At 45.4% G+C, this 23,793-nt stretch carries 19 protein-coding genes; 10 read left to right on the top strand and 9 right to left on the bottom strand.

The window, feature by feature from the left end; translation table 11 throughout:
* The 10 genes from GVV58_RS01815 to GVV58_RS01770 all read left to right on the top strand — a co-directional run bounded on the left by GVV58_RS01815 (nucleotide 1) and on the right by GVV58_RS01770 (nucleotide 9,998).
* Nucleotides 1-540, top strand: coding sequence for an HAD-IIIA family hydrolase (locus GVV58_RS01815; RefSeq protein ID WP_159515875.1), 540 nt, complete (start codon nucleotides 1-3; stop codon nucleotides 538-540).
* 33 nt (nucleotides 541-573) lie between these two features.
* Complete coding sequence (lptC, locus tag GVV58_RS01810; protein WP_005096668.1) at nucleotides 574-1,122, top strand: LPS export ABC transporter periplasmic protein LptC; 549 nt, start codon at nucleotides 574-576, stop codon at nucleotides 1,120-1,122.
* Complete coding sequence (gene lptA / locus GVV58_RS01805) at nucleotides 1,106-1,672, top strand: lipopolysaccharide transport periplasmic protein LptA (protein ID WP_005171293.1); 567 nt, start codon at nucleotides 1,106-1,108, stop codon at nucleotides 1,670-1,672. The genes lptC and lptA overlap by 17 nt, the downstream gene beginning before the upstream one ends.
* Entirely contained in the window at nucleotides 1,672-2,415 is a 744-nt protein-coding gene (lptB, locus tag GVV58_RS01800) for an LPS export ABC transporter ATP-binding protein (protein WP_005096670.1), read from the top strand. The genes lptA and lptB overlap by 1 nt, the downstream gene beginning before the upstream one ends.
* A 141-nt stretch (nucleotides 2,416-2,556) precedes the next feature.
* Nucleotides 2,557-4,098, top strand: coding sequence for a TolC family protein (locus GVV58_RS01795; protein WP_100534978.1), 1,542 nt, complete (start codon nucleotides 2,557-2,559; stop codon nucleotides 4,096-4,098).
* Entirely contained in the window at nucleotides 4,095-6,233 is a 2,139-nt protein-coding gene (locus tag GVV58_RS01790; protein ID WP_159515874.1) for a type I secretion system permease/ATPase, read from the top strand. The genes GVV58_RS01795 and GVV58_RS01790 overlap by 4 nt, the downstream gene beginning before the upstream one ends.
* Entirely contained in the window at nucleotides 6,230-7,417 is a 1,188-nt protein-coding gene (locus tag GVV58_RS01785) for an HlyD family efflux transporter periplasmic adaptor subunit (RefSeq protein ID WP_159515873.1), read from the top strand. The genes GVV58_RS01790 and GVV58_RS01785 overlap by 4 nt, the downstream gene beginning before the upstream one ends.
* A gap of 118 nt (nucleotides 7,418-7,535) precedes the next feature.
* Entirely contained in the window at nucleotides 7,536-8,135 is a 600-nt protein-coding gene (locus GVV58_RS01780; protein ID WP_159515872.1) for a YigZ family protein, read from the top strand.
* On the top strand, nucleotides 8,128-8,745 hold the full coding sequence (locus GVV58_RS01775; RefSeq protein ID WP_100355049.1) for an acyltransferase: 618 nt from the start codon (nucleotides 8,128-8,130) through the stop codon (nucleotides 8,743-8,745). Before GVV58_RS01780 ends, GVV58_RS01775 begins: the two co-directional genes overlap by 8 nt.
* Nucleotides 8,746-9,155: 410 nt before the next feature.
* Nucleotides 9,156-9,998, top strand: coding sequence for a universal stress protein (locus GVV58_RS01770; RefSeq protein WP_159515871.1), 843 nt, complete (start codon nucleotides 9,156-9,158; stop codon nucleotides 9,996-9,998).
* Between the two features lie 170 nt (nucleotides 9,999-10,168).
* Here GVV58_RS01770 and GVV58_RS01765 read toward each other — a convergent pair whose 3' ends face one another.
* The 9 genes from GVV58_RS01765 to dnaE form a co-directional block, all read right to left on the bottom strand.
* On the bottom strand, nucleotides 10,169-10,834 hold the full coding sequence (locus GVV58_RS01765) for an O-methyltransferase (RefSeq protein WP_005096677.1): 666 nt from the start codon (nucleotides 10,832-10,834) through the stop codon (nucleotides 10,169-10,171).
* Between the two features lie 133 nt (nucleotides 10,835-10,967).
* Nucleotides 10,968-11,684, bottom strand: coding sequence for a D-Ala-D-Ala carboxypeptidase family metallohydrolase (locus GVV58_RS01760; RefSeq protein ID WP_005096679.1), 717 nt, complete (start codon nucleotides 11,682-11,684; stop codon nucleotides 10,968-10,970).
* A gap of 136 nt (nucleotides 11,685-11,820) precedes the next feature.
* On the bottom strand, nucleotides 11,821-12,144 hold the full coding sequence (gene fdxA / locus GVV58_RS01755; protein ID WP_004279936.1) for a ferredoxin FdxA: 324 nt from the start codon (nucleotides 12,142-12,144) through the stop codon (nucleotides 11,821-11,823).
* Nucleotides 12,145-12,340: 196 nt separating this feature from the next.
* Nucleotides 12,341-14,989, bottom strand: coding sequence for a DNA mismatch repair protein MutS (gene mutS / locus GVV58_RS01750; protein WP_159515870.1), 2,649 nt, complete (start codon nucleotides 14,987-14,989; stop codon nucleotides 12,341-12,343).
* A gap of 336 nt (nucleotides 14,990-15,325) precedes the next feature.
* On the bottom strand, nucleotides 15,326-17,332 hold the full coding sequence (locus GVV58_RS01745) for an alpha/beta fold hydrolase (protein ID WP_159515869.1): 2,007 nt from the start codon (nucleotides 17,330-17,332) through the stop codon (nucleotides 15,326-15,328).
* 123 nt (nucleotides 17,333-17,455) lie between these two features.
* A complete protein-coding gene (locus GVV58_RS01740; protein ID WP_159515868.1) occupies nucleotides 17,456-18,397 on the bottom strand; it encodes an ABUW_2363 family tetratricopeptide repeat lipoprotein in 942 nt (313 codons plus the stop codon).
* A 120-nt stretch (nucleotides 18,398-18,517) separates the two neighbouring features.
* Nucleotides 18,518-19,327: a serine O-acetyltransferase gene (cysE, locus tag GVV58_RS01735; protein WP_005096684.1), complete on the bottom strand. Its 810-nt coding sequence runs from the start codon at nucleotides 19,325-19,327 to the stop codon at nucleotides 18,518-18,520.
* On the bottom strand, nucleotides 19,327-20,175 hold the full coding sequence (locus tag GVV58_RS01730; protein ID WP_074382874.1) for an RNA methyltransferase: 849 nt from the start codon (nucleotides 20,173-20,175) through the stop codon (nucleotides 19,327-19,329). Before GVV58_RS01730 ends, cysE begins: the two co-directional genes overlap by 1 nt.
* 37 nt (nucleotides 20,176-20,212) lie before the next feature.
* A complete protein-coding gene (gene dnaE, locus GVV58_RS01725) occupies nucleotides 20,213-23,785 on the bottom strand; it encodes a DNA polymerase III subunit alpha (protein WP_159515867.1) in 3,573 nt (1,190 codons plus the stop codon).
* Nucleotides 23,786-23,793 lie beyond the last annotated feature (8 nt).

Genomic DNA, 23,793 nt, shown 5'->3' with positions numbered 1-23,793 from the left:
ATGGCATCTTATGTATTATTAGAGCAGGCACGTCATATTGCAGCATTAGTGCTTGATGTAGATGGTATTTTAAGTGATGGCTTTGTAACGCTGACCAATACTGGTGATGAAATCAAATCATTCGATATCCGCGATGGTCTGGGTATGAAACTGGTTCAGCAGGCTGGAATCAAGGTGATTATTATCACTGGCCGTAAAAGTAATATTGTCGAAAAACGGATGTCGGATCTGGGTGTGGATCTGGTCTATCAGGGCCGTGAAGATAAAGGCACAGCACTATGTGAAGCATGTGCACAGCTCAATATCGACCCTGAAGATTGCTTATATATGGGCGATGACTGGCCTGATTTATCAGCTTTTGCGATTGCTGGCATGAAAGTGACCGTACCGAATGGTCATGTCGAAGTTCGTCGCCGTGCAGACCTGGTGACTCAGGCGCTAGGTGGCCGTGGTGCAGTACGTGAAATCTGCGATATGCTGCTGATGTCCAAAGGCGTATACCAAGAGTTACTTGAAAAATATACTCGTGCGCCTTATTAATAAGTCATATCTTTTGGATTAAGTACACCGCTTATGGATACTAAAGTTTTATATATTACGGCTGTGATGATTGCCGCAATAAGTGGTGGTTATTATTATTACAGTGGCAAGGGCAATAAGCTGCAGACGGACTCCGCGCGCAGCATGACCTATTCCGCTCAAGATATTAACTTAACCCAGACAGATGAATCAGGTATGTTATCGGTTCGCGCCCAAGTGGATCGACTTGAGCAGAACCTACAGCAACAGACCTCCAAGCTGGAAAATCTGCAAGCTTCGACCTATGACAATGCTCAAGTCGATGCGACTTTCTCTGCCAAAATGGCGCATGGCTATGATGACAATACAAAAGTTGTACTCTCTCAAGAAGTGCTTGCCACCAAAATCATGCAAAATGGACAGTTAGAGTTCCGTACTGAGGAGCTGACGGCTTTTCCAAAAACACGTGAAATTGAAACTGATAAAACGGTGATCGTGGAGTCTCCACAGGCTGAATTTATCAGCCAGGGTCTTAAAGCCAATCTTAATGATGGTCAATACGAATTCTTTAATATTCGAGGAAAGTATGAACCAAATTCCTAAAGTCAAAATGATGCACACTTTCCTGAAGCGCACTGCGCTGGCGACTGTGATTGGACTTGCTTCAATCGCGGCCTTTGCCTTGCCATCTGACCGTAACCAGCCGATCACTTTACTGGCGGATCGCGCGACTTTTAATGAGCGTACTGGGGTGACGACCTATTCTGGCAATGTCATCATTGAACAGGGCACCATGAAGCTACAAGCCAATTCAATTGTGGCCAATCTGAACAATAAGCGCCAGATTAGCCTGATCACGGCTACCGGTAGCCCGACACAGTTCCAGCAAAAAGTAGATGCCTCCAAAGGTCTGACCAAAGGTCAGGCTCAGAAAATTGTCTACAATGCTGAAACCGGAATTATTACCCTGTCTGGTAATGCCTTATTGCAGCAGGATGGGGCCAGTATTCGTGGTGCGACTTTAAAATATAGTATGAATAAAGGTGATGTTGAAGCGATTGGTACACCGAATAAAACCGGTTCAGCTGAAGGTCGCGTAAAAATTGTGATTCCACCATCGGCTTCACAATCCTTTCCAGGAGCACGTGATTAATGGAACAATCGCAGCAGGTTCAAACCTTGACCATCAAACATCTGGCGAAAAATTATAATAAGCGCTGGGTGGTGAAAGATGTGTCTTTTAGTATGGAAAGTGGCCAGATTGTCGGATTGCTCGGACCTAATGGTGCAGGTAAAACCACCAGCTTCTATATGGTCGTCGGTCTGGTACGTATGGATAAAGGTGAAATCTATCTGGATGATCTGGATCTTTCTGATCTGGCCATGCATGAACGGGCACGCAAGGGAATTGGCTATTTGCCGCAAGAAGCATCGATTTTCCGCAAGCTGACAATTTCACAAAATATTATGGCGATTCTGGAAACCCGCAAGGATTTGACCAAGGCCCAACGTCAGCAACGTCTGGCGGAACTTTTGGCCGACTTTAAAATCACTCATATCAAAGATTCTTTAGGAATGAGTGTCTCCGGTGGTGAGCGACGCCGTGCCGAGATTGCACGTGCATTGGCGGCAGATCCAAAATTTATGCTACTCGATGAGCCTTTTGCTGGTGTCGACCCGATCTCGGTTGGTGATATTAAAGATATCATCACCACTTTGAAAGATCGTGGGATTGGGGTATTGATTACCGATCATAATGTGCGTGAAACGCTGGCGATTTGTGAACATGCTTATATTGTGAGTGAGGGAGCATTGCTTGCTGAAGGTACGCCAGCAGAAATTCTGGCCAATGAAACAGTAAGAAAAGTTTATTTAGGTGATGATTTTACCGTATAAACAGCTTTTATGTCTGTAAGATACCCACATCACGACACCAATTGTCGGATGAGGGTTTTTTTTCATCAAATCAACGTTAAAAAAGTATCTTTTACAACGATTTGATATATTGTTAGGCTAAAACACGAAACATTAATTATTATGCGATTTAGGGTACAGCACATAAAAAATGTTCAGGGGAAAACCGATAAAAAAAGGGGGATCTTCATGAGTCTTCTTTTGCCTTTATCTATTTCCTTGGCACATGCAGAAACTTCGCAAAACCATTTTGCAAATATTAAAAACGGTTTAAGTAAACTGATTGCACCAGAGCCAACAGGGTCAGCACATTCAGTTAATATTACGTCACTCAGTCGCTACTCATTAGATACTTCTCAGGTAGCTGAACTGCCACAGATTACCCAGCCACAACAGGGACAGTCTGCTACCGGCCCTATCGTGGCTCCTATTCCACAAAAGATGAATGTGGTGGAAGCGATCCATACCGCAGTTCAGCGACGTCCTGAAATTAGCCAGAGTATTTCTACCCTGTCTGCACAGGCGGCCAATATTGATGTGGCAAAAGCAGCCTATTATCCGCAGTTATCGGGCGGATTGGGGACCGGTGATCTGACCTCGGGTGAGCGTGGACGTCAAGTGGTTTCCTTAAATGCAACACAGATGCTGTATGACTTTGGCAAGATCAAAACCAATGTCAGTATCGAGGAAGCCAGATTGGCAGAAGAGCAGGCAAGGGTGCTGGTCAGTCTGGATCAGGTGGCTTTTGAAGTGGCAGATGCGATTGTTAATATCAAGCGTTATCAGGAAATTACCAAAATTGCCCAGCAACAGATTCAGGGCATTGGACGGATTGCAGAAATTGCCAATTTGCGTGCCCGTGCCGGTATCAGCAGTCAGGCCGATCCAATTCAGGCTCAGTCCAATCTGGAAGCGGCACAATCGAACCTGCTGGTGCAGCAGACCCAGCTCAGACAATATCAGCAACGTTTACGCACTTTGCTGGGGTTTGATGTGTCTGCGGTGGAATGGGAGATTCCAGAACGTATTGTGGCGCAGGCCGATCTGTATCAGGATCCGGAATTTACCCAGATTCCCAATATGATTCTGGCACAATCAGGTGTAGAGGTTGCACGCTTTCAAAAAGATCAGGCACGTTTAAGTCGTTATCCAAGCATTCATCTGAAAGGCAGTTTAAGTCAGGCTGTTAATGGGCGGAATCCGAATAATAATGAAGATGACGGCTTTTATAATTCAATCATGATTGAAGCCAGCAGTAATTTTTATCAGGGTGGCGCAGCACGCTCTCAGGCACGTTCTGCCAGTTATGCCGAAGAAGCTGCACGTGCACAGGTCAATACGGTTTATCTGGATGTACTGGATCAGGTTCGCTTGATTCGTGAGCAGATTGAGAATAAGCAAAAACAAATGGGAGTTTTATCCCAACGTCGTGCAACCACGGTACGAACCAAAGAGCTGTATCAAGAACAATATAAATTGGGTACCCGAACCGTGGTGGATTTGCTCAACGCAGAACAGGCTATTCATAGTGCAGCACAGGAAATTGAATCTGCGCGCTATGACATTTATTCGGCGATTGTGCAATATATTCAGGTCACCGGCCGTACACGGGATATTTACGCGCTTAACCGTATTTCTATTCAGGGGTTTGAAGTTCAGCCATGAGTACTACAATAAATTATCAACCGTGGCTTAAAGCGGTTTTGAATATTGCCAGACATTACCGGATTGAACCTTCTGAGGAGCGGATTCGTCTGCAACTGGACTGGAACCAGCATCATGACATCGACGAGATGCTCAAAATTGTTAGCCGGCAGATTGGTTTAAATGTCCGTAAAAATAAATTTGACAGCAGCTTGCTGAATCCGTGGCGTTTGCCTTTGCTGGTGGAGTTTGAGAGTGGGGATGTGGGTGTGATTGAACGCATCGACACCCAAGCTAACGTCAGTATACAGCTCAGTGGCGATGAAGGCTTGTCTCAAAGTTTCACGGTTGAACAGTTAGAGACGGGCGTAAAGCATCTGTATGTTCTGCGTCCCGAATCTTCTGTGCCGGATGCGCGGGTGGATGAATATATCAAGCCGTTCGAGAAAAACTGGTTCTGGTCAATTGTCTTGAATGACTGGAAACGTTATATCGATGTCATGTTCGCCTCTTTAATCGCGAATATTCTGGCACTGGCCACGATTGTTTTCTCGATGAACGTGTATGACCGCGTGATTCCATCACAATCGATTCCTACCTTATGGGTTTTGGCTGGCGGTGTGCTGATTGCGGCAATTTTCGAGTTTGTTTTACGCGTCTCCCGAATCTATCTGTCAGACATTATTGGTAAACGTGCTGATCTGAAAATTTCGGATCGGGTATTTGGCCATTCTTTGCGCATCAAAAATAGTGAACGTTCCAAATCGACCGGTACCTTTATCTCGCAGATTCGGGAACTGGAAGGGGTACGCGAACTGGTCACTTCAACCACAGTGACTGCGATTGCCGACCTGCCATTTTTCTTCCTGTTCTTAGGGATTTTCTGGGTGATTGGCGGCAACCTGTTCTGGGTGATGCTGCTGGTGGTGCCACTGATGATCCTGCCTGGCATTCTGGCGCAGAAAAAACTGGCAGAACTGGCTCAGCTGGGCATGCGTGAATCTGCCATCCGTAATGCCTTGCTGGTAGAAGCCGTGCAAGGGATTGAAGATATCAAGCTGCTCAGAGCTGAAACACGCTTCCAGAATCAGTGGAACCATATGAATGAAGTTTCAGCCGATGTCAGCATGCAGCAACGTAAGATTGTGGGTTTGATGACGGCCTGGACGCAAAAAATCCAAGGCTTGACCTTTGCCATTGTGGTATTGGTCGGTGCTTTTGCGGTGATGGACGGCGAGATGACCACAGGTGCATTGGTGGCCTGTTCGATTCTGTCTTCACGAATGCTGGCACCCATTTCACAAATTACTGGCGTGTTGGGTCGTCTGCAACAGGCCAAAGTGGCCAAAGCCGGTCTGGATGAGTTGATGAAAAAATCGGTCGATCAGCCGGATTATTCTCATCTGATTCATCGCCCAGCTCTGGATGGTCATTATGAACTCAGTGGTGTGGTATTCAAGTACGGCGAAGATGATCCAAAACCAAGCCTGATGATTCCAAAGCTTGAAATCAAACCGGGTGAAAAGATTGCGATTCTGGGCCGTAACGGTGCCGGGAAATCAACCTTGTTGCAGCTCTTGTCTGGTATGCAGACACCGTTACAGGGCAAGGTCAAGCTGGATGGTATTGACCTGACCCTGATTGATCCTTCAGATGTACGTCGTGATATGGGCTTGCTGAATCAGAACTCGCAGCTGTTTTATGGTTCGATTCGTGAAAATCTCAGCCTGGGTGCGCCCTTGGCCACCGATCAGCAAATTCTGGAAGCATTGCAAATCACCGGTGCATTCGCTTTTGTGCAGGAGAAAAAAGAAGGTCTGGATCATATCATTCTGGAAGGTGGTGTTGGTTTTTCTGGCGGTCAGCGTCAGGCGCTGTTGTTAACACGGTTATTGATCCGTCAACCGAAAATTCTACTGCTAGATGAACCTACTGCTGCGATTGATGATGTGTCAGAAAAGCAGTTGATTGATCATCTTAAAAGTTATTTGAGCCATCGTACCATGGTGGTTGCGACGCATCGCCGTGCGGTACTGGAGCTGGTGGATCGTATTATTGTGGTGAATGATGGGAAAATTGTCATGGATGGTCCACGAGATCAGATCCTGAATCAGTCACAGGGTAGCAATAAGCGGGTTGTTGGAGCAAGTGCATGAGTGAACTCAAAGAACTAAAACGTTCAAGCAAAGTCAGCTTTCAGGAACCACCTTTACCTAAATCGAGTGTCATTATCTGGATTGTCGGCATTGGTTTATTGGTATTGCTGATCTGGGCCTGGTTATTTAGCTTGGAAGAAGTCTCTACCGGTATGGGTAAAGTGATTCCATCTTCTAAAGAGCAGGTGGTTCAGTCTTTAGAAGGCGGTATTTTGACCACGCTCAATGTTAGAGAAGGTGAAATTGTAGAGCGCGGCCAAGTATTGGCTCAGCTCGACCCGACCCGTTTTGAATCCAATGTCGGTGAATCTGAATCCTTACTGATTTCATCACGTGCGACCTCAGCTCGCTTACGCGCGGAAGTGAGCGGTACGCCATTGGTATTTCCCGAAGAAGTCTTGAAATATCCAAAACTGGTGAAAGAAGAAACGGCACTGTATCAGTCACGTCGTGCCAATCTGGAGGAATCCGTGGCCGGTCTAGAACAGGCCTTGGTACTGGTACAGCAAGAGCTGGAAATGACAGCACCACTGGTGGCCAAAGGGGCAGCCAGTGAGGTTGAAGTACTGCGCTTAAAACGTGAAGCCAACGACCTGCGTAATCAAATGAATGATATTCGTAATCAATATTATGTGAGTGCGCGGGAAGAGCTGTCCAAAGCCAATACCGATGTGGAAACTCAGCAACAGGTGGTACGCGGCAAGTCAGATACGTTGAGCCGGACTATTTTTAAATCACCGGTACGCGGTATCGTAAAAGAAATTGATGTGATGACCTTGGGCGGCGTGATTCCACAAAATGGCAAGTTGATGACCATCGTGCCACTCGACGAAAAACTACTGGTTGAAGCGCGGATTTCACCACGTGATATTGCCTTTATTCGTCCAGATCAGGAGGCACTGGTTAAAATTACAGCCTATGATTATTCAATCTATGGTGGGTTAAATGGTAAAGTTGCGATGATTTCACCAGACACCATCCGTGATGAAGTCAAGCAGGATCAGTTCTATTACCGGGTCTATATCCGCACGGACAGTGACAAACTGAATAATAATGCGGGTCAGGAGTTTAATATCACCCCAGGTATGGTGGCCACGGTAGACATTCGCACCGGTTCAAAAACTGTCATGGATTATCTGATCAAGCCATTCAACAAGGCCAAAGAAGCGTTGCGGGAACGCTAATCCTTTCAGGCCATTGAGTCAAACAATCGAGTCAAATCAGGCCTCTCCATGGAGAGGCTTTTTATTTGTTGAAGTAAAGCAGGTATACTGCCAGGGTTCGATTTTAAAGCCCGAAGTTATGCCATATACGCTTGCCAGCCTGGTCAGTTTTGAGGAAGACATCAAAAAAAGCCGATTTCAGGCATTTGCGACCCCTGTAGAAAATGAACAGCAGGTCAAAGATTTTCTGGACGCTTATCGTGATCCAAGTACCACGCATCAATGCTGGGCCTGGAAAATTGGCCATCAGGTGCGCTTTAATGATGATGGTGAACCTTCAGGCACTGCGGGGCGCCCGATTCTCGCCACCATTGAAGGTAATGAATTGACTAATGTACTGGTGCTGGTCAATCGCTGGTATGGCGGGATTAAACTCGGCACCGGAGGTTTGGTTCGTGCCTATGGCGGCTGCGCTGGACAATGCTTGCTGCTGGCAGACAAAATTGAACTGATTGAAAAGAAAAAAGTGCAATTTTTCTGTCAGTTTAATGAATGGGCCATTTTTCAGTATGAACTGAATCAGCAGCAAATCGATTATCAGGAAGACTATAGTGCCGAAGGCGTTCAGGTTCAGGCGCAGTTGCAGAAGCATCAGATTGAAGCTTTTGCTTTAAAAATTCAGGATGTGACTCGTGGCCGTGAACAGCTCAAAATCATAGAAGAAGCAACAGATGACTGAAGCAGATCCATTACTGAAATATCGTGAGCAGCATAAACATCGCCTGAACTATATGCCTTGGCTATACTGGTCCTTAAAGGCGAAAAACCGTGGCTGGGCAGAAGCTTGGCAAAAAGAATATCAGGCTTATCTGATGGAAATGGAAACCGTCGAGATTGGTGAAAACTGTTTCATTTCGCCACTGGCACATATTTTTGCGGAACCGGGACGCAAGATCGTCATTGGCGATAATACCTTTATCGCCGCAGATTGCACCCTGCATGGCCCACTGGACATTGGCAATGAAGTGGCGATCAATCATCACTGTATTCTGGATGGTGGCCGGCTGGGGATTAAACTGCATGATCAGGTGCGTATCGCAGCGTATTGTCATCTGTATGCATTTGATCACGGTATGCAGCTAGAACAGCCAATTTATCAGCAAGCGGTACGCTCACAAGGCATCGAAATTGGCCGGGATGTCTGGCTCGGCGCACATGTCGGTATTAAAGATGGCGTTAAAATCGCAGATCAGGCCATTGTCGGAATGGACAGTATGGTCACCAAAGATGTCGAAGCACGGGCTATCGTTGCTGGGAATCCTGCAAGCTTTATTCGATACCGCAAATAAAGCTTTACACTCGGTAGATCTCTTTCATCAATCAGAAAATGATGGTTCTATTGATATTTAAATCCACGAGATATTAAAAGCCCTTTCTTCCTTTCGGATGAGAAGCAGTGCTTCGCAAGGGCATGAGCGGATTTTATAAAGACCTCTTCCTTATGCAACAGTATTGCTGACTTCCTAACAGCAAGAGGGAATTTCGCTGGTATAAATTAGAAAATGATTTTAAACGCATTTTAATGATCTGAATTTAAGTGTTTGGCCTAATGGCTGAATTATTCTTCTAATTATCGGTCAATCATATAAAAGTTAACATATTTCAATTCAAGCCTTACAGATTTTGCTGCACATTTTATAAAGCTTATGCTAAGTTAAAAATAACAAAGAAATTTTTATCATAAATAGAGAGGCTAAACATGAAACGTGTCATCGCCTGCATCGACTCTTCACCATGTATAAACGCGCTGGCAGACGCGGCTGCATGGATTGCCAAACAGACTGGACGTGAACTGGTTTTGTTACAGGTCTTGGATTATTACCCGGCCAGTTATCATCTGGGCGAAATCAGTGGGGTAATCGGGTTTGAAAGCAATGCCATGTTGCTGAAGGAATTGGCCGAGCTTGAACAAAAACAAAGCGAAATTGCCTTGGATTATAGCAATAATCTGCTGCAACATATTTCCGAGCGGATTTTAGCCGAACATGGTATTCAAACCACACATATTCAGGAAAAAGGGGATTTTCTGGAGCAAAGTTTCCAGATTCTGCAGCCTGATGATATCGCCGTCATCGGATTGCTCGGTGAGCGCTCAGCTGAAAAGAATAAACCGATCGGCACCAATGTCGAGAATTTTATTCGTGGTGCCAATTGTACGGTCATGACCGTTGGGGAGCAGTTTAAACCGCCAACACGATTTATTTTTGCCTATGAATATTCTCCAACCTGTATCAAAATGATGAGACGGATTGCGGAAAGTGATCTGCTGCGTTTATTACAATGTCACCTGTTATATATTGGCGATCATGCCGAAATTTTAACTGAGCCGCTGCAATATCTGACTCAAGCGGGTCTAGATGTAGTGCCGCAATATCGCTATGGCGATGTCGCCGAGAATATTTTGACCTATCAACAGGAGATGGGTATTCAACTGATTGTTCTGGGCGCATTTAGTCACAGCAAAATCCATCAGTTTTTCCTCGGTAGTATTGCCACCACAATTTTCCGTAATTCCAAGGTGCCTTTACTGGTTGCAAAGTGAGGATTGCCTAAAAAGCAAACAAAATGAAAATTTAAACGTAAATTGTTACAGCTTGATTTAAAAATGATCAGAGTTATCCTCATATATTGTGGATAACTCTGTGGTTAATGTTTTTAAGTTAATGTTATATATAATAAATATGGCGCTGGGTAATTTTTGTTCTTCTGATTTTATTTGACAATCGCAAGTGCAAAACCATCATGTCCTTTACTGCCTACAGTCTGTAAAGCGGTACAAGACAAGATACGTGGATGATTTTGCAGCGCTTTAAACATGGCACGGATGCCTTCAATACTTGGCTTGTGATTGTCCGGATTGATAATCTCGCCTGCACGGATTACATTGTCCAGAAAAATAAGTGTACCTGAATGTGACAGATTTAAACTGAGTTCCAGATATTCCGGATAACTCTGTTTGTCTGCATCAATGAAGATAAAATCAAAAGCCTCGGTCTCTGCGGGTAGAGCTTTGAGTACATCTGCTGCACGACCACATTTCAGTTCAACAGTTTGCTTGAGCTGGGCACGGTCAATATTTTCCTGACCCATTGCCGCGTGGGTATCACGTCCTTCAATTGTCAGGATATAGCCATCATCGGGCAAAGCACGTGCCAACCACATGGTGCTGTATGCGGCAAATGTTCCGAGTTCCAGTACACGTTTACATTGATTCATCTGGATCAGCATCTGCAACAACATGCCTTGATTTGCTGCTACAGCCAGATGGTCTGGCAGACCGTGCGCAGCAGTATTTTCCAGCGTCTGGTTCAGGATGGGATCTTCAGGAATTAAATGTGACTCAATGTAGTTGTCAATGTCTGTCCACATGTGTTGCATAGTTTTAGCACCATCAATTGCGATGGGTGCATTTTAAACTTTTCGCGGCATAGCGCAATTTATTGTGCTATAGCTGCTGTTTTTTTAGGCTACATAAAGTCCTAAATGAACTTTGTATAGCCGTTGTCATGACTTAGTAATTACACATTGAGGAGTTTCGCCCCAGACTTGGCCCCCAGGTACGGTAACCTTGGGTATCGATGTGGATCTGACCAGAAGCATACATGCCGAGTCCCATATTCAGACTTTGACCATGTTGCGCCCAGAACTGGCACAGTTTGAACTTGGTATTTTCAATATAACTATAGTCTTGCGCTTGTGGATATTCTGGGCCAATACGAAAATCGATGGCAGAATTATACAGATGGCGTGAAGAATTGGCGCCACCGGCACACTGGTTTAAAGGCAGGTCACGATAGACGGAAGTGACTTCAAAATCAGTCAGGACATTGGCGGCTACTAAATATTTAAATACACGCAAGGTTGGAACCTGATTGGCCCATAATTCACGGCTTGGAATCATGTACTGTGAACGACCACATTTGGCCCAGTCTCGCGCGGTGCGCATTAATTCAAAACTGGGAATAATATTACCTACGCCATTGCGTTCCAGAAACACTTCGTACTCACGTACACGTGATAAATTATCCAGCGCAGAGACCCAGTGGGTATACAGATAAGGTACAGTTTTGGGTTGGACTTTGCGGTCGTATTGAACACGTTCTTGGGGAATATAAATCCGCTTTCCATCGGGCACGGTCTGTCCCGGTGGTTTTGGGGTCGTGGTACAACCCACAAAAACGAGAGGGATTACACACAGACTCAATAATCCCTTTGCAAAATTCTTCATTTATAGAAATCAGATATTTATAAATAGCGCCATTTTAGACTAAATATACGGAGAAATTTGGAGAATATTGCAATAAAATGTGTGGATTGAGTATAAAAAAGATCAGCATGTGCTGATCTTTTTTAACTGAAATTAATTACTTTTCAAGATATTGTAATTTGTCAGCTTTACCATTCCATTCTTCACGATCTGCTGGCTGGTCACCAATTTGTGTGATATTTGGCCATTTTTGCGACAGGTCAGCATTCAGTTCAATGAATACTTCTTGGCCTTCTGGTAATTCATCTTCAGAGAAAATTGCATTCGCCGGACATTCAGGTTCGCATAAGGCACAATCGATGCACTCGTCCGGGTTAATCACCAGGAAGTTAGGACCTTCATAGAAACAGTCTACAGGGCAAACTTCAACACAGTCTTGATATTTACATTTAATACAATTTTCAGTGACAACGAAGGTCATGGCGACAGCTACCTAAAAAATATGGTTCTATTTACGAATACTGTATTTTAGGCAAAAACAGGGGGAACTAACAATTCCTTTTATTGATATTTGTTATATATAGGGCTGTTAAATTTGAAAAAAGCCAGAATAGGGCTAAATTCAAGTATAAATCAGTGCTAGACCCCATGCGGGATGAGGTCTATGGCTCAGAGAATTACCCCGGCTGTTTGAGTAAATCTTTTAGTGTATATAATTGTGCTAAGGCTTCGCGTGGACTCAGGTTGTCTACATCGATGTCCTCAAGTAATTCGAGAGCTGGAGATTCTTTCTCAATTTCGACAATACGTTCCACTGGCTCTACAATTTCCGGCAGGGCAAATAGATCATGTTGTAAACTCTTTGGTTTGGCCAGTTGCTGCTTTTCCAGAATCTTTAAGCGGTTTTGTGCTTCTTTAATGACTGACGCCGGAATACCGGCAAGTTTCGCCACCTGTAAGCCATGACTCTGGCTGGCAGGGCCATGTTGTACCTTATGTAACAAAATCAGACTGCCATTCAGTTCTTTAGCCGTGACATGATAGTTATCAATGCCGCTTTCTTTATCGAGTTCGGTCAGCTCAAAATAATGGGTTGCGAATAGACACAGGCATTGAATGCGTTTGCTCAGATCCAGCACACAGGCCCAGGCCAGAGACAGGCCATCATAGGTACTGGTGCCACGACCGACTTCATCCATCAGTACCAGCGACTGACTGGTGGCATGATGCAGAATTTGCGAAGTCTCGGTCATTTCCACCATAAAGGTCGATTTGCCAGTCGATAAATCATCGGCAGAACCAATACGGGTGAAAACCCGGTCAATAGGCCCTAAAGTCGCAGCTTGTGCAGGAACATAAGCCCCGCAATACGCCAGCAAGACGATCAATGCGGTCTGGCGCATAAAGGTCGATTTACCGCCCATATTGGGTCCGGTAATAATCGCCATGCGATGGGAAAAGTCCAGTCGCGTATCGTTCGGTGTAAAAGCAGTTTTGCTTAAAGCTTCCACCACCGGATGACGGCCAGCAGTGATACTTACACCGACTTCAGGGCTGAATTTTGGCCGTGACCAGTTGCGTAAACGTGCCTGATGGGCAAAGTTTGCCACCAGATCAATCTGGGCAATGGCACTGCTCATCATCTGTAAATTGCCGATATCCTGACGTAATTCATCCAGCAACATTTCAAACAGCATTTTTTCACGCGCCAGAGCACGGGATTCACTGGATAAAACCTTATCTTCAAAGGCTTTCAGTTCAGGTGTGATATAGCGTTCGGCATTTTTCAGAGTCTGACGGCGGATATAGTGCTCGGGTGCCTGTTCGGCCTGAGCACGTGAGAGTTCAATATAATAACCACTCACTCGGTTATAACCAATTTTCAGTCCCGGAATTCCGCTGGCTTCACGTTCTTTAATTTCCAGATCAATCAGGAACTGGCTGGCGTGATCACGAATCTGACGTAATTCATCCAGTTCACTATCAAAGCCTTCGGCAATCACATTCCCATCACGCAGCAATACCGGCGGATTTTCTACGATGGCAGACATCAAGCGTTGATGCAGGCCATGGAAATCTCCGAGTTCTTCATTTAGCTGGATTAATAGCTCAGACTGTTGTTGACTGACAATCGGCTGTAGGGCATGGCGTAAAAATGGAATTTGTGCACAGGCCTGACGTAGTTGTACCAGATCCCGCGGTCGGGCACTGCCCAAAGCAATTCGGCTCAGGACACGTTCAATATCACTAATTTCCTTAAGTACCAAACGTACAGGTGCTTCATGGAAACCTTGTAGCAGGGACTGGATGGCATCTAAACGTTCATCCAGCAAGGCAGTGTCACGCAAAGGCTGCATCAGGGTGCGACTCAGCAAGCGTCCACCCATAGCCGTCTGGCAATCATTAATTAACTGAAACAGTGAAGTACCATGCTCAAATAAAGGCTCAATCAGTTCCAGATTGCGACGTGTCACTGGATCTAGGGCGATAAAGTCGGAACTCTGTTCTAGCTGAATCGAACGAATATGTGGTAAAGCGGTTTTCTGGGTTTCTTTGGCATAGTGAATCAGTGCCGCAGCGGCAGCTTTTGCCAACGGCAAATGATCAATCCCGAAACCGGAAAGTGTGCTGACGGCAAACTGGTCGCACAAGGTCTTTTGCGCATTGTTCAGGTTAAAGTCCACATTGGGACGCTTCGTCACGGAAATATCAAGTTGCTGCTTGAGTTGCTCGGTCAGCATCGGATCAGCGGTATTTTCATCCAGCAAAATTTCGCTTGGCATTAGGCGCGCCAGTTCAATCATGAGCTGGTTGAGATCATAATCCTGCTGCTGTACTTTAAATAGGCCGGCGCTGAGATCGAGCAGTGCAATCCCGATCTGATTTTGCTGAATACATAAAGCCACCAGATTAGAGCTTTGATGTGCACCGAGCATGGCATCATCGGTCAGGGTGCCCGGGGTGATAATCCTTACCACGCCGCGCTCCATGGGGGCCTTACCGCGAGTGCTTGTGCTCTCGCCCTCACCAATCTGTTCACAGATCACCACTGTTTCGCCTTTTTTGACCAGACGGGCCAGATAGCCTTCGGCTGCATGGTAAGGCACACCTGCCATCGGGATCGGCTGACCATTGGCTTTACCGCGATGGGTCAGGGTAATGCCTAAAATTTTGGCTGCCTTGTGTGCATCTTCAAAGAACAGTTCATAAAAATCACCCATACGATAAAACATCAATGAGTGTGGATGCTGCACTTTCACCGACATGTATTGCTGCATCATGGGCGTTAAGGTAGAAAGATCAGCCATAATTTCCGAACTGGTCATTAAAAATAAATCCTTTCAACAAGAGAGAAATGCAAATACTGATAAGCAGCGTATGCACAAAAAATTAAAGCACATCTAAACAGATCTATAAAAATATTTTATCGAGGATCTGCTCAGGAGCATAGTGAATGAGGTCGCTTATCTTAGGGTGCTTTAAATCAAGATTGAAACAAGTCTATCAAATTTAATTTTTAGAAAGAAATGAAATTCCAGATGAATGTTTAAGTCATGCGACAGATCTGTCGGTCTGAGTTTTTATTCAGCATGATTTCCAATTTTAAAAAACAAACCACTGTATGTGAACATGCAGTGGTTGATTTAAATTAAGGGAATTGCTTATTCGGGATCATAAAGACCAAGGTCAGACAGGTGTAATCTGAGAATCCGGCGCAATTCCAGTACGGCCTCAGGGGTTTCCTGAATGGAATGACCACCCTTAATTACTTTGTTAGATACTGCACCTTGCAAATAAGCACTTTCGTAGGAAACAATGCCATCACTCATCAGCTGAGGTTCTGCAGTATCTACGGTATTACCGATGATGGAGTGAAATTTGAAGCCGGTATAGGGCTGAATGTTTTTAGTCAGCGCATTGAATTTCGAATTTTCACTCAAATCACTCGGGCCATTTTGAATCAGGTCATGTCCCAGTTCTTTGACAAATTCTTTTAATCCGATTTCGCCTTGTAAAGTATCAGCAAAGGCACCTAAAAATGCACCTGGAACCCGGATAATTTTACGCGCCAGTTTGGTATGCCAGCGATTGGCATATTCTGTGCCACGATGCGGTGTGGCCAAGAAAATCGCCCGACTAAAATTTGGAATCGGCTGCATTTGCAGGCGTGCTTGAAACAGCGGTTTATCCTTAAACTGTTCAATACGGGTATTTTGTACCAGTTTAAAAGCATCTTGGCTGATATCGGCATTGCTGACCATCAAACGGGCAATCACGCCGCCCATACTATGTCCGACCAGTACTGCATCTTTTTTAGCTGCGGCATTGTTCGCGACCTGGGCAAATCCTTGCTGAACCAGTGCATTGATTTGAAAACGGCTTTCCAGAATCGGCATGTTGGTAGAATAAAACACCTGCCAGACCTGAAAGTTTTCTCTTAGAACCGGATCCCCCATAATATCGTTGGTCATACGAATCCAGGCTTCGGGGCTGCTGGCCAGACCATGGACCAATACCAGGATCTTCTTGTTCGGATTATAAGGTTCCAGCATATACAGGTGGGGCATGCTCAGACTATCATCCCGATCAATCAGGGTCAGATAGGCCAGACGCCCCAGATTGTTCTCGGCCAGCCATAAACCATAAGGTGCTGAAAAATTGGCTGCCAGAGCATATTCCTTAGAAGCGACCTTAATTTTTTCATATTTATAGGGATCATAGAGTTTCAGATGAAATTCGGAGGTCGATAAAATCTGTTCAGTACTATTGGCTGATTTAGGTACAGCGGTGATCGTGGTGGCCAGATATCGTGCTGCATGGATATTGGGATTGATACCATTCGGATATTTGTGATTGAGTGGGTCAGTAATATATTTTTTATCCTTTTCGGATGGTTGCTGCTCCGGTAGAACCACTAAAAACTCTGAACCAAAACCGTCACGACGGGTAATTGAACGCAGTCCAGAGAAGTTCATGTTGTAGGTGGACAGTAGTTGCTCAATGGGCTGGTTTTTCAGCTGCGGAAAATTTTCCAGATCAATGCTATACACACTGTTACCCACCTGAATCCGTTGGCCGGAACGCTTGGTTTCATAACGTTCAGCATAGCGTTGAATCAGATGGGCAATCGCCAGGTTGTAAAAATCACGAATCTGAACCTGACGGTTGTCGAAAATACGGTCTTGCGGGGCACGCTCGGTTTTAAACAGGTAAGCATAACTATAGCGAATGCTTTTATCCAGCATGCTGAGCTGCTGATCCAGACATTTCTGGATATTCTGTTTTTGCAGCTGTTGCTTTTCCTGAGATTGGGTCTTGCTCAAAACACTGGTGTTGCACTCGGCTGACTTGGCATTCTGTAAAGAATTGGCGAGATACAACTCACTTGCTGTAGAAAGTAATTGTTCATCTAAAATCTGAGGGATATTTTTAAGATCCTTTACACATTCTTCGGGCTGGTCAATACAGATCTGGGCTTCACGCCCCGTCATGGACAACACATTCAGACTGGCTTCGCTCAGTTTGTCGCGCGTCAAAATACTGTCACGCTCATTGCTGAGTGTGACATTAAGCGCCTGTTCCTTAACACTGACCACCTGACAGCCGCTCAGCACACTGGTGATGACTAAAGTGCACAGTATTAATCTTTTATTTATTTTTTCGTGCATAAAACCTTTCACTGAATTTAAGTTGTAAGTTTGGATAATGGTTTGTATTTTACTAATTTTTTCTCATAAAAATAGACTGCCGTAGCAGTCTATTTGTAATCAGAGAAAGAAGATAAATTCTGATTATGGCGTTTTAGGGGTTGCAGCAACTGGAGCTTGATTTGCGGTTTGCAGAACTTGCCAAACATTCCAGCGACCTTGTTTCTCAATTTCCTGAATGAGACGGTCTGCCACTTCAGCTTCTTGCGGGTATTTCACTTTATAGTTTGCCAAGGTTTGAGCCGCATTTTTTTTCTGTTCCAGCGCAATATAATTATTGGCTGCAGCAAGATAGGCTTCCTGAACGCCAGCTTTCATGGCTTTGTCCAGATAAGGGATCGCTTCACGTTGACCGCCACCTTCGGACAGGCCAAAGCCGAACCAGAAGTTCACTTCAGGATCATCTTGGTTGATCTTAAGAATTCGTTGTGCATAGGTCAGGGATTTGGTGGTATAGACTGAACCCAGATCCAGATTACGTGCCATGACACTGGCTTTAAATGCACGTACCAGAACATCGAAAGAGGCATTTTCACGTGCAGCTAAAGTATCCAGTTGTTGAGTGACTTCACGCAGTTTGGCTTCAAAGCCACGACGTTCCTGACGATCGCTAAAACGTGGTGGATAATGACGTGCTTTACCTTCCACCATTTGCAGGAAATCATCAATCTCGGTGATGTCGATTTCATTGGTATTTGCCAGAGCCGCATAACGCATTGAACGTGTATTGCTGTCTACAATGGGAATAATCAGTTTATTGACATCCAAGGTTAATTGCTTGGATGGATCATTTGGATGAGTCACGACCATTTTGGTCACGGGTTGAGCCGCAGCTTTTTGCAAATGCACCTCAAACGGAGGTGGTTCATTATAATTGAATGGATTTAATGCATAAAATGGCGGACTTAATTCAGGTTCTACAAAAACCACTTGATCCACAGGTTTCTCAGCAGACTTCTGAGAGACGGTCGAACATGCAGTCATTGTGAATGCTAAACAAGCAAGTGCCAAGGGCTTAAAGGTCATAATATTCATCCATTCGTGTTATTTTTTAAAACAGCTAGTACAAAAATCACATGACCGTCAGTCTATGAAAACTCTAACGATCATGCAAGTAAATGCATGTTACAGAATTGAACGCTCTATTCAGGCTTTAGACTGACTGGTTTGAGCTTCACATTCACGGCGCGCTTCTTCCAGAATCTGTAATTCTTTTTTGCTTAAAGGCTGACCATCTTGTTGCTGTTTATTAAAGGTCGGATCCAGCAAAGAAAGACGGTTGCACAAGTTGTTCATGCGTTTTTCATTTTGCTGAATACGGTCCAGCAGAATGCGCATACCCTCCAGAATTGGATCAGACTGGTCTTCAGTTGCAGCATAGGGCTGGAAGCCGATACTTTCTGCATAATCACGACGACGGGTTTCTGCATCATCCTTCGGTTTATTTTTGGTAATAAAGCGTGCAGGGTTACCCACAGCCGTCGTGTTTTCAGGAACTGCTTTAGTCACGACCGCATTAGAACCGACCTTGGCATTTTTACCGACAGTAAATGGCCCTAAAATCTTGGCACCAGCGCCAACCACCACGCCATCTTCTAAAGTTGGATGGCGTTTGCCTTTATTCCAGGTCGTTCCACCCAAAGTCACCCCATGATAGAGGGTAACATCATCGCCAATTTCTGCAGTTTCCCCAATTACGACACCCATACCGTGATCAATAAAGAAACGACGGCCTATCTTGGCGCCCGGATGTATTTCAATACCAGTCGCAAAACGGCTAAATGAAGACAATGCACGTGCAGTTCCCTTACAGTCTTTGTTCCATAGCTCATGTGCCATGCGATGCATGATCAGCGCATGGATGCCAGGGTAAGTGGTTAAGACTTCTAAGGTATTGCGTGCTGCAGGATCGCGCGCAAAGACAGCTTGTATATCTTCTTTGAGCTGTTTTAGCATTAGATTTGATCCTCGTCCTGTGATGATGTATTTGAAGATTTTTTCCAGGTGCCATTATTTAAGGCCTGAACGCGGCTGAAAATACCACGAAGTAAATGATATTCCATACGATCTAATTGTATACGTCCAAAAAGACGACGCAAGCGTAAAGGCAATAATCTTGGATTTTTTGGGTCCATAAATTCAATTTCGGCCAGCATTTTTTCCAAATGCGGATAGAACTGTTCCATCTGCGCATGATTCACCAAAGGCTCATCCCATTCCATTTCAATGCCATCAATGACTTGCATGGTTGCTTTAGCATCACGTGGTTGTTCAATCTGGCTCATGGCTGCCATGCGCATTTCATAGCAGATCACCTGAATGGCTTGAGCCACATTCAGTACGCCGTAATCGGTATTGACTGGAATGGTCAGGTGATAGTTGGCCATTGCCAGTTCTTCATTGGTCAGACCGCGGTCTTCACGGCCAAATAGAATTGCAACTTCTTGCTGCTCTTGTACCACGGCGCTCATAGCTTTTGTCGCAGCAGGGCGCACATCTAACAGCGGCCAGGGAATAGTACGGCTACGTGCGCTGGTACCGAATACAATCTGACAGTCTTTAATGGCATCTTCGAGCGTTTCTACAATCTCGATCTGCTCGATCAGGTCGGTTGCGCCTGCGGCCAGCGCATCAATATCCGGATGCGGATAGGTTTTTGGCGCCACCAGAACCAGCTTGGACAAGCCCATGGTTTTCATGGCGCGTAAAGCACTGCCGATGTTGGCAGGTAAAGTGGTATTGACCATGACAATACGCACATGGGAGAGATGTGCTGAAACAGCAGCATTGTCAATTTGACTCATGAGGATTCCAATTTAAAGGTTTTTTAAAGATCAGGATTTATGAATATTGTGGCTGGGATTCAGCCTGATACAGTTCCAGCGCATCGTCCATGCTCATGCCAGCAGGTGGTGGTGGAACATTGACCGGTTTGGCCTGTTCATAAGAAACAGCTTTGGCGGCTTTGGACTTGACCTGATATTCAATATGCAATGCTTCTTTACCAAAATAATCACGCAATTTAGCCAATAGTTCGTCCAGTGGTGCCACTTTCCAGTTGAGACCCAGATGAAGTTCAGTCGTAGCATAAGGATAGTCTAAATACAGAATTACCGGAATATGCGCTGACATGTCGATATTGGTATATGGTGTCAAAATCTGCTGCAAGTCACGACTCAGACTTTTACTGAAATGCTCGGCAGTTAGGGTGATTTTAATGCTGTTGGCACGCTTCTGGCGAATTTCATTCAGGCTAAAGGCTTTAGTAAGACGTCCCATTGGGCGGTCAAAGCCTTCACGCTCATAGATTTCACCTTCAATCACCACAACTTTATCCAGCTGGATAATCTCTTTAAAGCGGTTAAAACGTTCATGATTGGCTGAAATTTCAATACGCGCCGTACCATCATCCAGAGTCATCATCATCCGGTTCGGGAAATTGGCAATATCCACCACCAGTCCTGCAAATACGGTGGTCACGCCACGGCGGGTCGGCGTCAGCTCATTGATCTGACTAGGTACAAAGGATTTCAGTTCATTACGATAGACATCAATCGGGTGGCCGGTGAGGTACAGGCCGAGGGTGTCTTTTTCACCTTTCAGGCGAACTTCATCCGCCCATGGCTTGACCGGTTTAGAGGGTTTGCGCTGAACTTCTTCCACTTCACCAAACAGATCCATGATGCCGGTTTCACGGTTGGAGCGCGCCTGTTCCGCAGCTTGCACCGCTTCAGGCAGTTGTGCCATCAGGTCGGCACGATCAATGCCTAAACAATCCAGCGCACCGGAGCGAATCAATGCTTCCAGGGTACGTTTATTGATTTTTTTCAGGTCAATACGATGACAGAAATCAAACAGGTCACGGAAAGGACCTTCTTGTGTACGCGCGTCAATCACTGATTGCATCGCAGCTTCACCGACACCTTTAATCGCACCCAGACCATAGACAATGGTTTGTTCATCCGTGGCATGGAACTGATACAGCGACATATTCACGGAAGGTGGTAAAACTTCCAGGTTATTCTTGCGACAGTCATCAATCAGGAATACCACGTTGTCGGTGTTCTGCATCTCCGAGGTCAACACCGCAGACAGGAATTCCGCCGGATAATGCGCTTTTAGCCATGCAGTCTGATAGGCAACCAAAGCATAGGCCGCAGCATGTGATTTGTTAAAGCCATAGCCGGCAAACTTTTCCATATAGTCGAAAATATGGTTGGCAGTGGCTTCATCAATGTCTTTTTTCGATGCACCTTCAATAAAGATCTGGCGCTGTTTGACCATCTCTTCCGGTTTTTTCTTACCCATGGCACGACGTAACAAGTCCGCGCCACCGAGGGTATAGCCGGCACAGTACTGTGCAGCCTGCATGACCTGTTCCTGATAGACCATAATCCCGTAGGTGGGTTCTAGTACGCCTTCAAGCAAGGGATGCAGATATTCAAAATCGCCTCCATGCATCCGGTGGATAAAGTCAGGAATCAGATCCATCGGGCCCGGACGGTACAGCGACACGAAGGCAATAATTTCTTCAAATTTGCTTGGGCGTGCCTCTTTCAGCATCTTCTTCATGCCCACGGATTCAAACTGGAATACCGCGGTGGTGTTGGCATTGGCAAAAACCAGATACGCGTCTTTATCTTCAAGCGGGATATAGGCAATGTCTAAAGGCTTGTCAGATTTGATGCGTTTATTAATATTTTTAACTGCATCTTCAATTACGGTCAGGTTACGCAGACCCAAGAAGTCAAACTTGACCAGACCAGCAGATTCAACATCGTCTTTATCGAACTGTGCCACGCGTGAAGTACCATCAGCCTCACACATAACGGCAGAGAAATCGGTAATTTTGGTTGGCGAGATGACCACACCACCGGCATGTTTACCGGTATTTCGGGTAATGCCTTCCAGTTTTAGCGCCATTTCCCAGATTTCAGCCGCATCATCATTATCTGGGTTGGATGGATTGGTGACGATATCTTTAAGCTGTGGTTCGGCTTCTAAGGATTCCAGCAGACTCAGGCCTAAAGGCTTGGTCGGGATCATTTTCGAGATACGATCGGCCAGACCATAAGATTTACCCAAGACACGCGCCACATCACGAATCGCACCTTTGGCCGCCATGGTACCGAAGGTGGCAATTTGCGAAACTGCATCACGGCCATAAGTACGCGCCACATAGTCAATCACGCGGTCACGACCTGCGATACAGAAATCGACGTCGAAATCGGGCATCGACACACGTTCCGGGTTCAAGAAACGTTCGAAGAGTAATTCATAACGTAGCGGATCAAGATCGGTGATTTTTAAGCTATAAGCCACCAGTGAGCCTGCACCTGAACCACGCCCCGGGCCTACTGGAACGCCGTTACTTTTCGACCACTGAATGAAGTCCATCACGATCAGGAAGTAGCCCGGGAATCCCATCGAGTTAATGATGTTAATCTCGTATTCGATACGCTCATCATAAGGCTTGCGGATTTCTGGCCAGTCTTCATCACGTTGTTCAGGCGGATACAGGAAATTCAGGCGTTCTTCCAGACCTTCTTTGGACAAGTGTGCAAAGAAGGTATCAATGGTATGACCTTCAGGAATCGGATAATCAGGCAGGAAGTATTTGCCCAGTTGCAGCGTCACATTACAGCGTTTGGCAATGTGATAGGTGTTCTCAATCGCAGATGGAATATCCGAGAACAGCGCCGTCATTTCTTCAGCAGATTTGAAATATTGTTCAGGTGAATAGGTTTTAGGGCGGCGGTTATCCCCCAGTACATAACCATCGGCAATACACACCCGCGCTTCATGCGCTTCGTAATCTTCAAGGGTCATGAAATGCACATCATTATGTGCGACCACACCGATATTGTATTTTTTTGCCAGCTTAACGGCTTCCAGAATGAAGTTGTCTTCATCCGGACGGTTGGTGCGGGTCAGGGCGATATAAACGCGATTGCCGAATTTTTCGACCCATTCTTCCAGCAAGGGTTCAGCTTTTTGCGGATTTGAACTCATCAGCATCTTGCCGACATCGGAATGCATGCCGAGCAGGGCAATCATGTCCTCGGACTGGTTTAAAATCCATTGTTTTTGTACGCAGGGAATGTCTAATTGCTGACCACTGATAAAGCCTTCAGACACCAGTTCAGTCAGGTTACGCCAGCCTTTATTGGTCATCGCCAATAAGGTCATACGATGTTCGGCATCATTCAGGCGAATTTCAGAACCGAGGATCGGCTTGATGCCTTTGCCTAAGCATTTGCCATAGAACTTGACTGCGGCATGCAGGTTAGACAGATCCGTCAGCGCGAGGGCAGGCATCTGTTCTTTTTCGGCAGCTTTGACCAAGTCAGGTATCCGTACGATGGATTCAGTAATCGAAAATTCTGTATGAATACCAAGATGAACAAAGTGCATAGATGAGT

This window comes from Acinetobacter sp. 18QD2AZ41W (genome assembly GCF_009829025.1).
Classification (GTDB): domain Bacteria; phylum Pseudomonadota; class Gammaproteobacteria; order Pseudomonadales; family Moraxellaceae; genus Acinetobacter; species Acinetobacter pseudolwoffii.
Note: the sequence above shows the minus strand (reverse complement) of the source record. Positions and strands in the feature narration are given on the sequence as shown.

Excerpts from the sequence above, each read along its gene's own strand:
- GVV58_RS01815 (WP_159515875.1), top strand. The coding sequence starts at position 1 with ATGGCATCTTATGTATTATTAGAGCAGGCACGTCATATTGCAGCATTA.
- lptC (WP_005096668.1), top strand. The coding sequence starts at position 574 with ATGGATACTAAAGTTTTATATATTACGGCTGTGATGATTGCCGCAATA.
- lptA (WP_005171293.1), top strand. The coding sequence starts at position 1,106 with ATGAACCAAATTCCTAAAGTCAAAATGATGCACACTTTCCTGAAGCGC.
- lptB (WP_005096670.1), top strand. The coding sequence starts at position 1,672 with ATGGAACAATCGCAGCAGGTTCAAACCTTGACCATCAAACATCTGGCG.
- GVV58_RS01795 (WP_100534978.1), top strand. The coding sequence starts at position 2,557 with ATGCGATTTAGGGTACAGCACATAAAAAATGTTCAGGGGAAAACCGAT.
- GVV58_RS01790 (WP_159515874.1), top strand. The coding sequence starts at position 4,095 with ATGAGTACTACAATAAATTATCAACCGTGGCTTAAAGCGGTTTTGAAT.
- GVV58_RS01785 (WP_159515873.1), top strand. The coding sequence starts at position 6,230 with ATGAGTGAACTCAAAGAACTAAAACGTTCAAGCAAAGTCAGCTTTCAG.
- GVV58_RS01780 (WP_159515872.1), top strand. The coding sequence starts at position 7,536 with ATGCCATATACGCTTGCCAGCCTGGTCAGTTTTGAGGAAGACATCAAA.
- GVV58_RS01775 (WP_100355049.1), top strand. The coding sequence starts at position 8,128 with ATGACTGAAGCAGATCCATTACTGAAATATCGTGAGCAGCATAAACAT.
- GVV58_RS01770 (WP_159515871.1), top strand. The coding sequence starts at position 9,156 with ATGAAACGTGTCATCGCCTGCATCGACTCTTCACCATGTATAAACGCG.
- GVV58_RS01765 (WP_005096677.1), bottom strand. The coding sequence starts at position 10,834 with ATGCAACACATGTGGACAGACATTGACAACTACATTGAGTCACATTTA.
- GVV58_RS01760 (WP_005096679.1), bottom strand. The coding sequence starts at position 11,684 with ATGAAGAATTTTGCAAAGGGATTATTGAGTCTGTGTGTAATCCCTCTC.
- fdxA (WP_004279936.1), bottom strand. The coding sequence starts at position 12,144 with ATGACCTTCGTTGTCACTGAAAATTGTATTAAATGTAAATATCAAGAC.
- mutS (WP_159515870.1), bottom strand. The coding sequence starts at position 14,989 with ATGACCAGTTCGGAAATTATGGCTGATCTTTCTACCTTAACGCCCATG.
- GVV58_RS01745 (WP_159515869.1), bottom strand. The coding sequence starts at position 17,332 with ATGCACGAAAAAATAAATAAAAGATTAATACTGTGCACTTTAGTCATC.
- GVV58_RS01740 (WP_159515868.1), bottom strand. The coding sequence starts at position 18,397 with ATGACCTTTAAGCCCTTGGCACTTGCTTGTTTAGCATTCACAATGACT.
- cysE (WP_005096684.1), bottom strand. The coding sequence starts at position 19,327 with ATGCTAAAACAGCTCAAAGAAGATATACAAGCTGTCTTTGCGCGCGAT.
- GVV58_RS01730 (WP_074382874.1), bottom strand. The coding sequence starts at position 20,175 with ATGAGTCAAATTGACAATGCTGCTGTTTCAGCACATCTCTCCCATGTG.
- dnaE (WP_159515867.1), bottom strand. The coding sequence starts at position 23,785 with ATGCACTTTGTTCATCTTGGTATTCATACAGAATTTTCGATTACTGAA.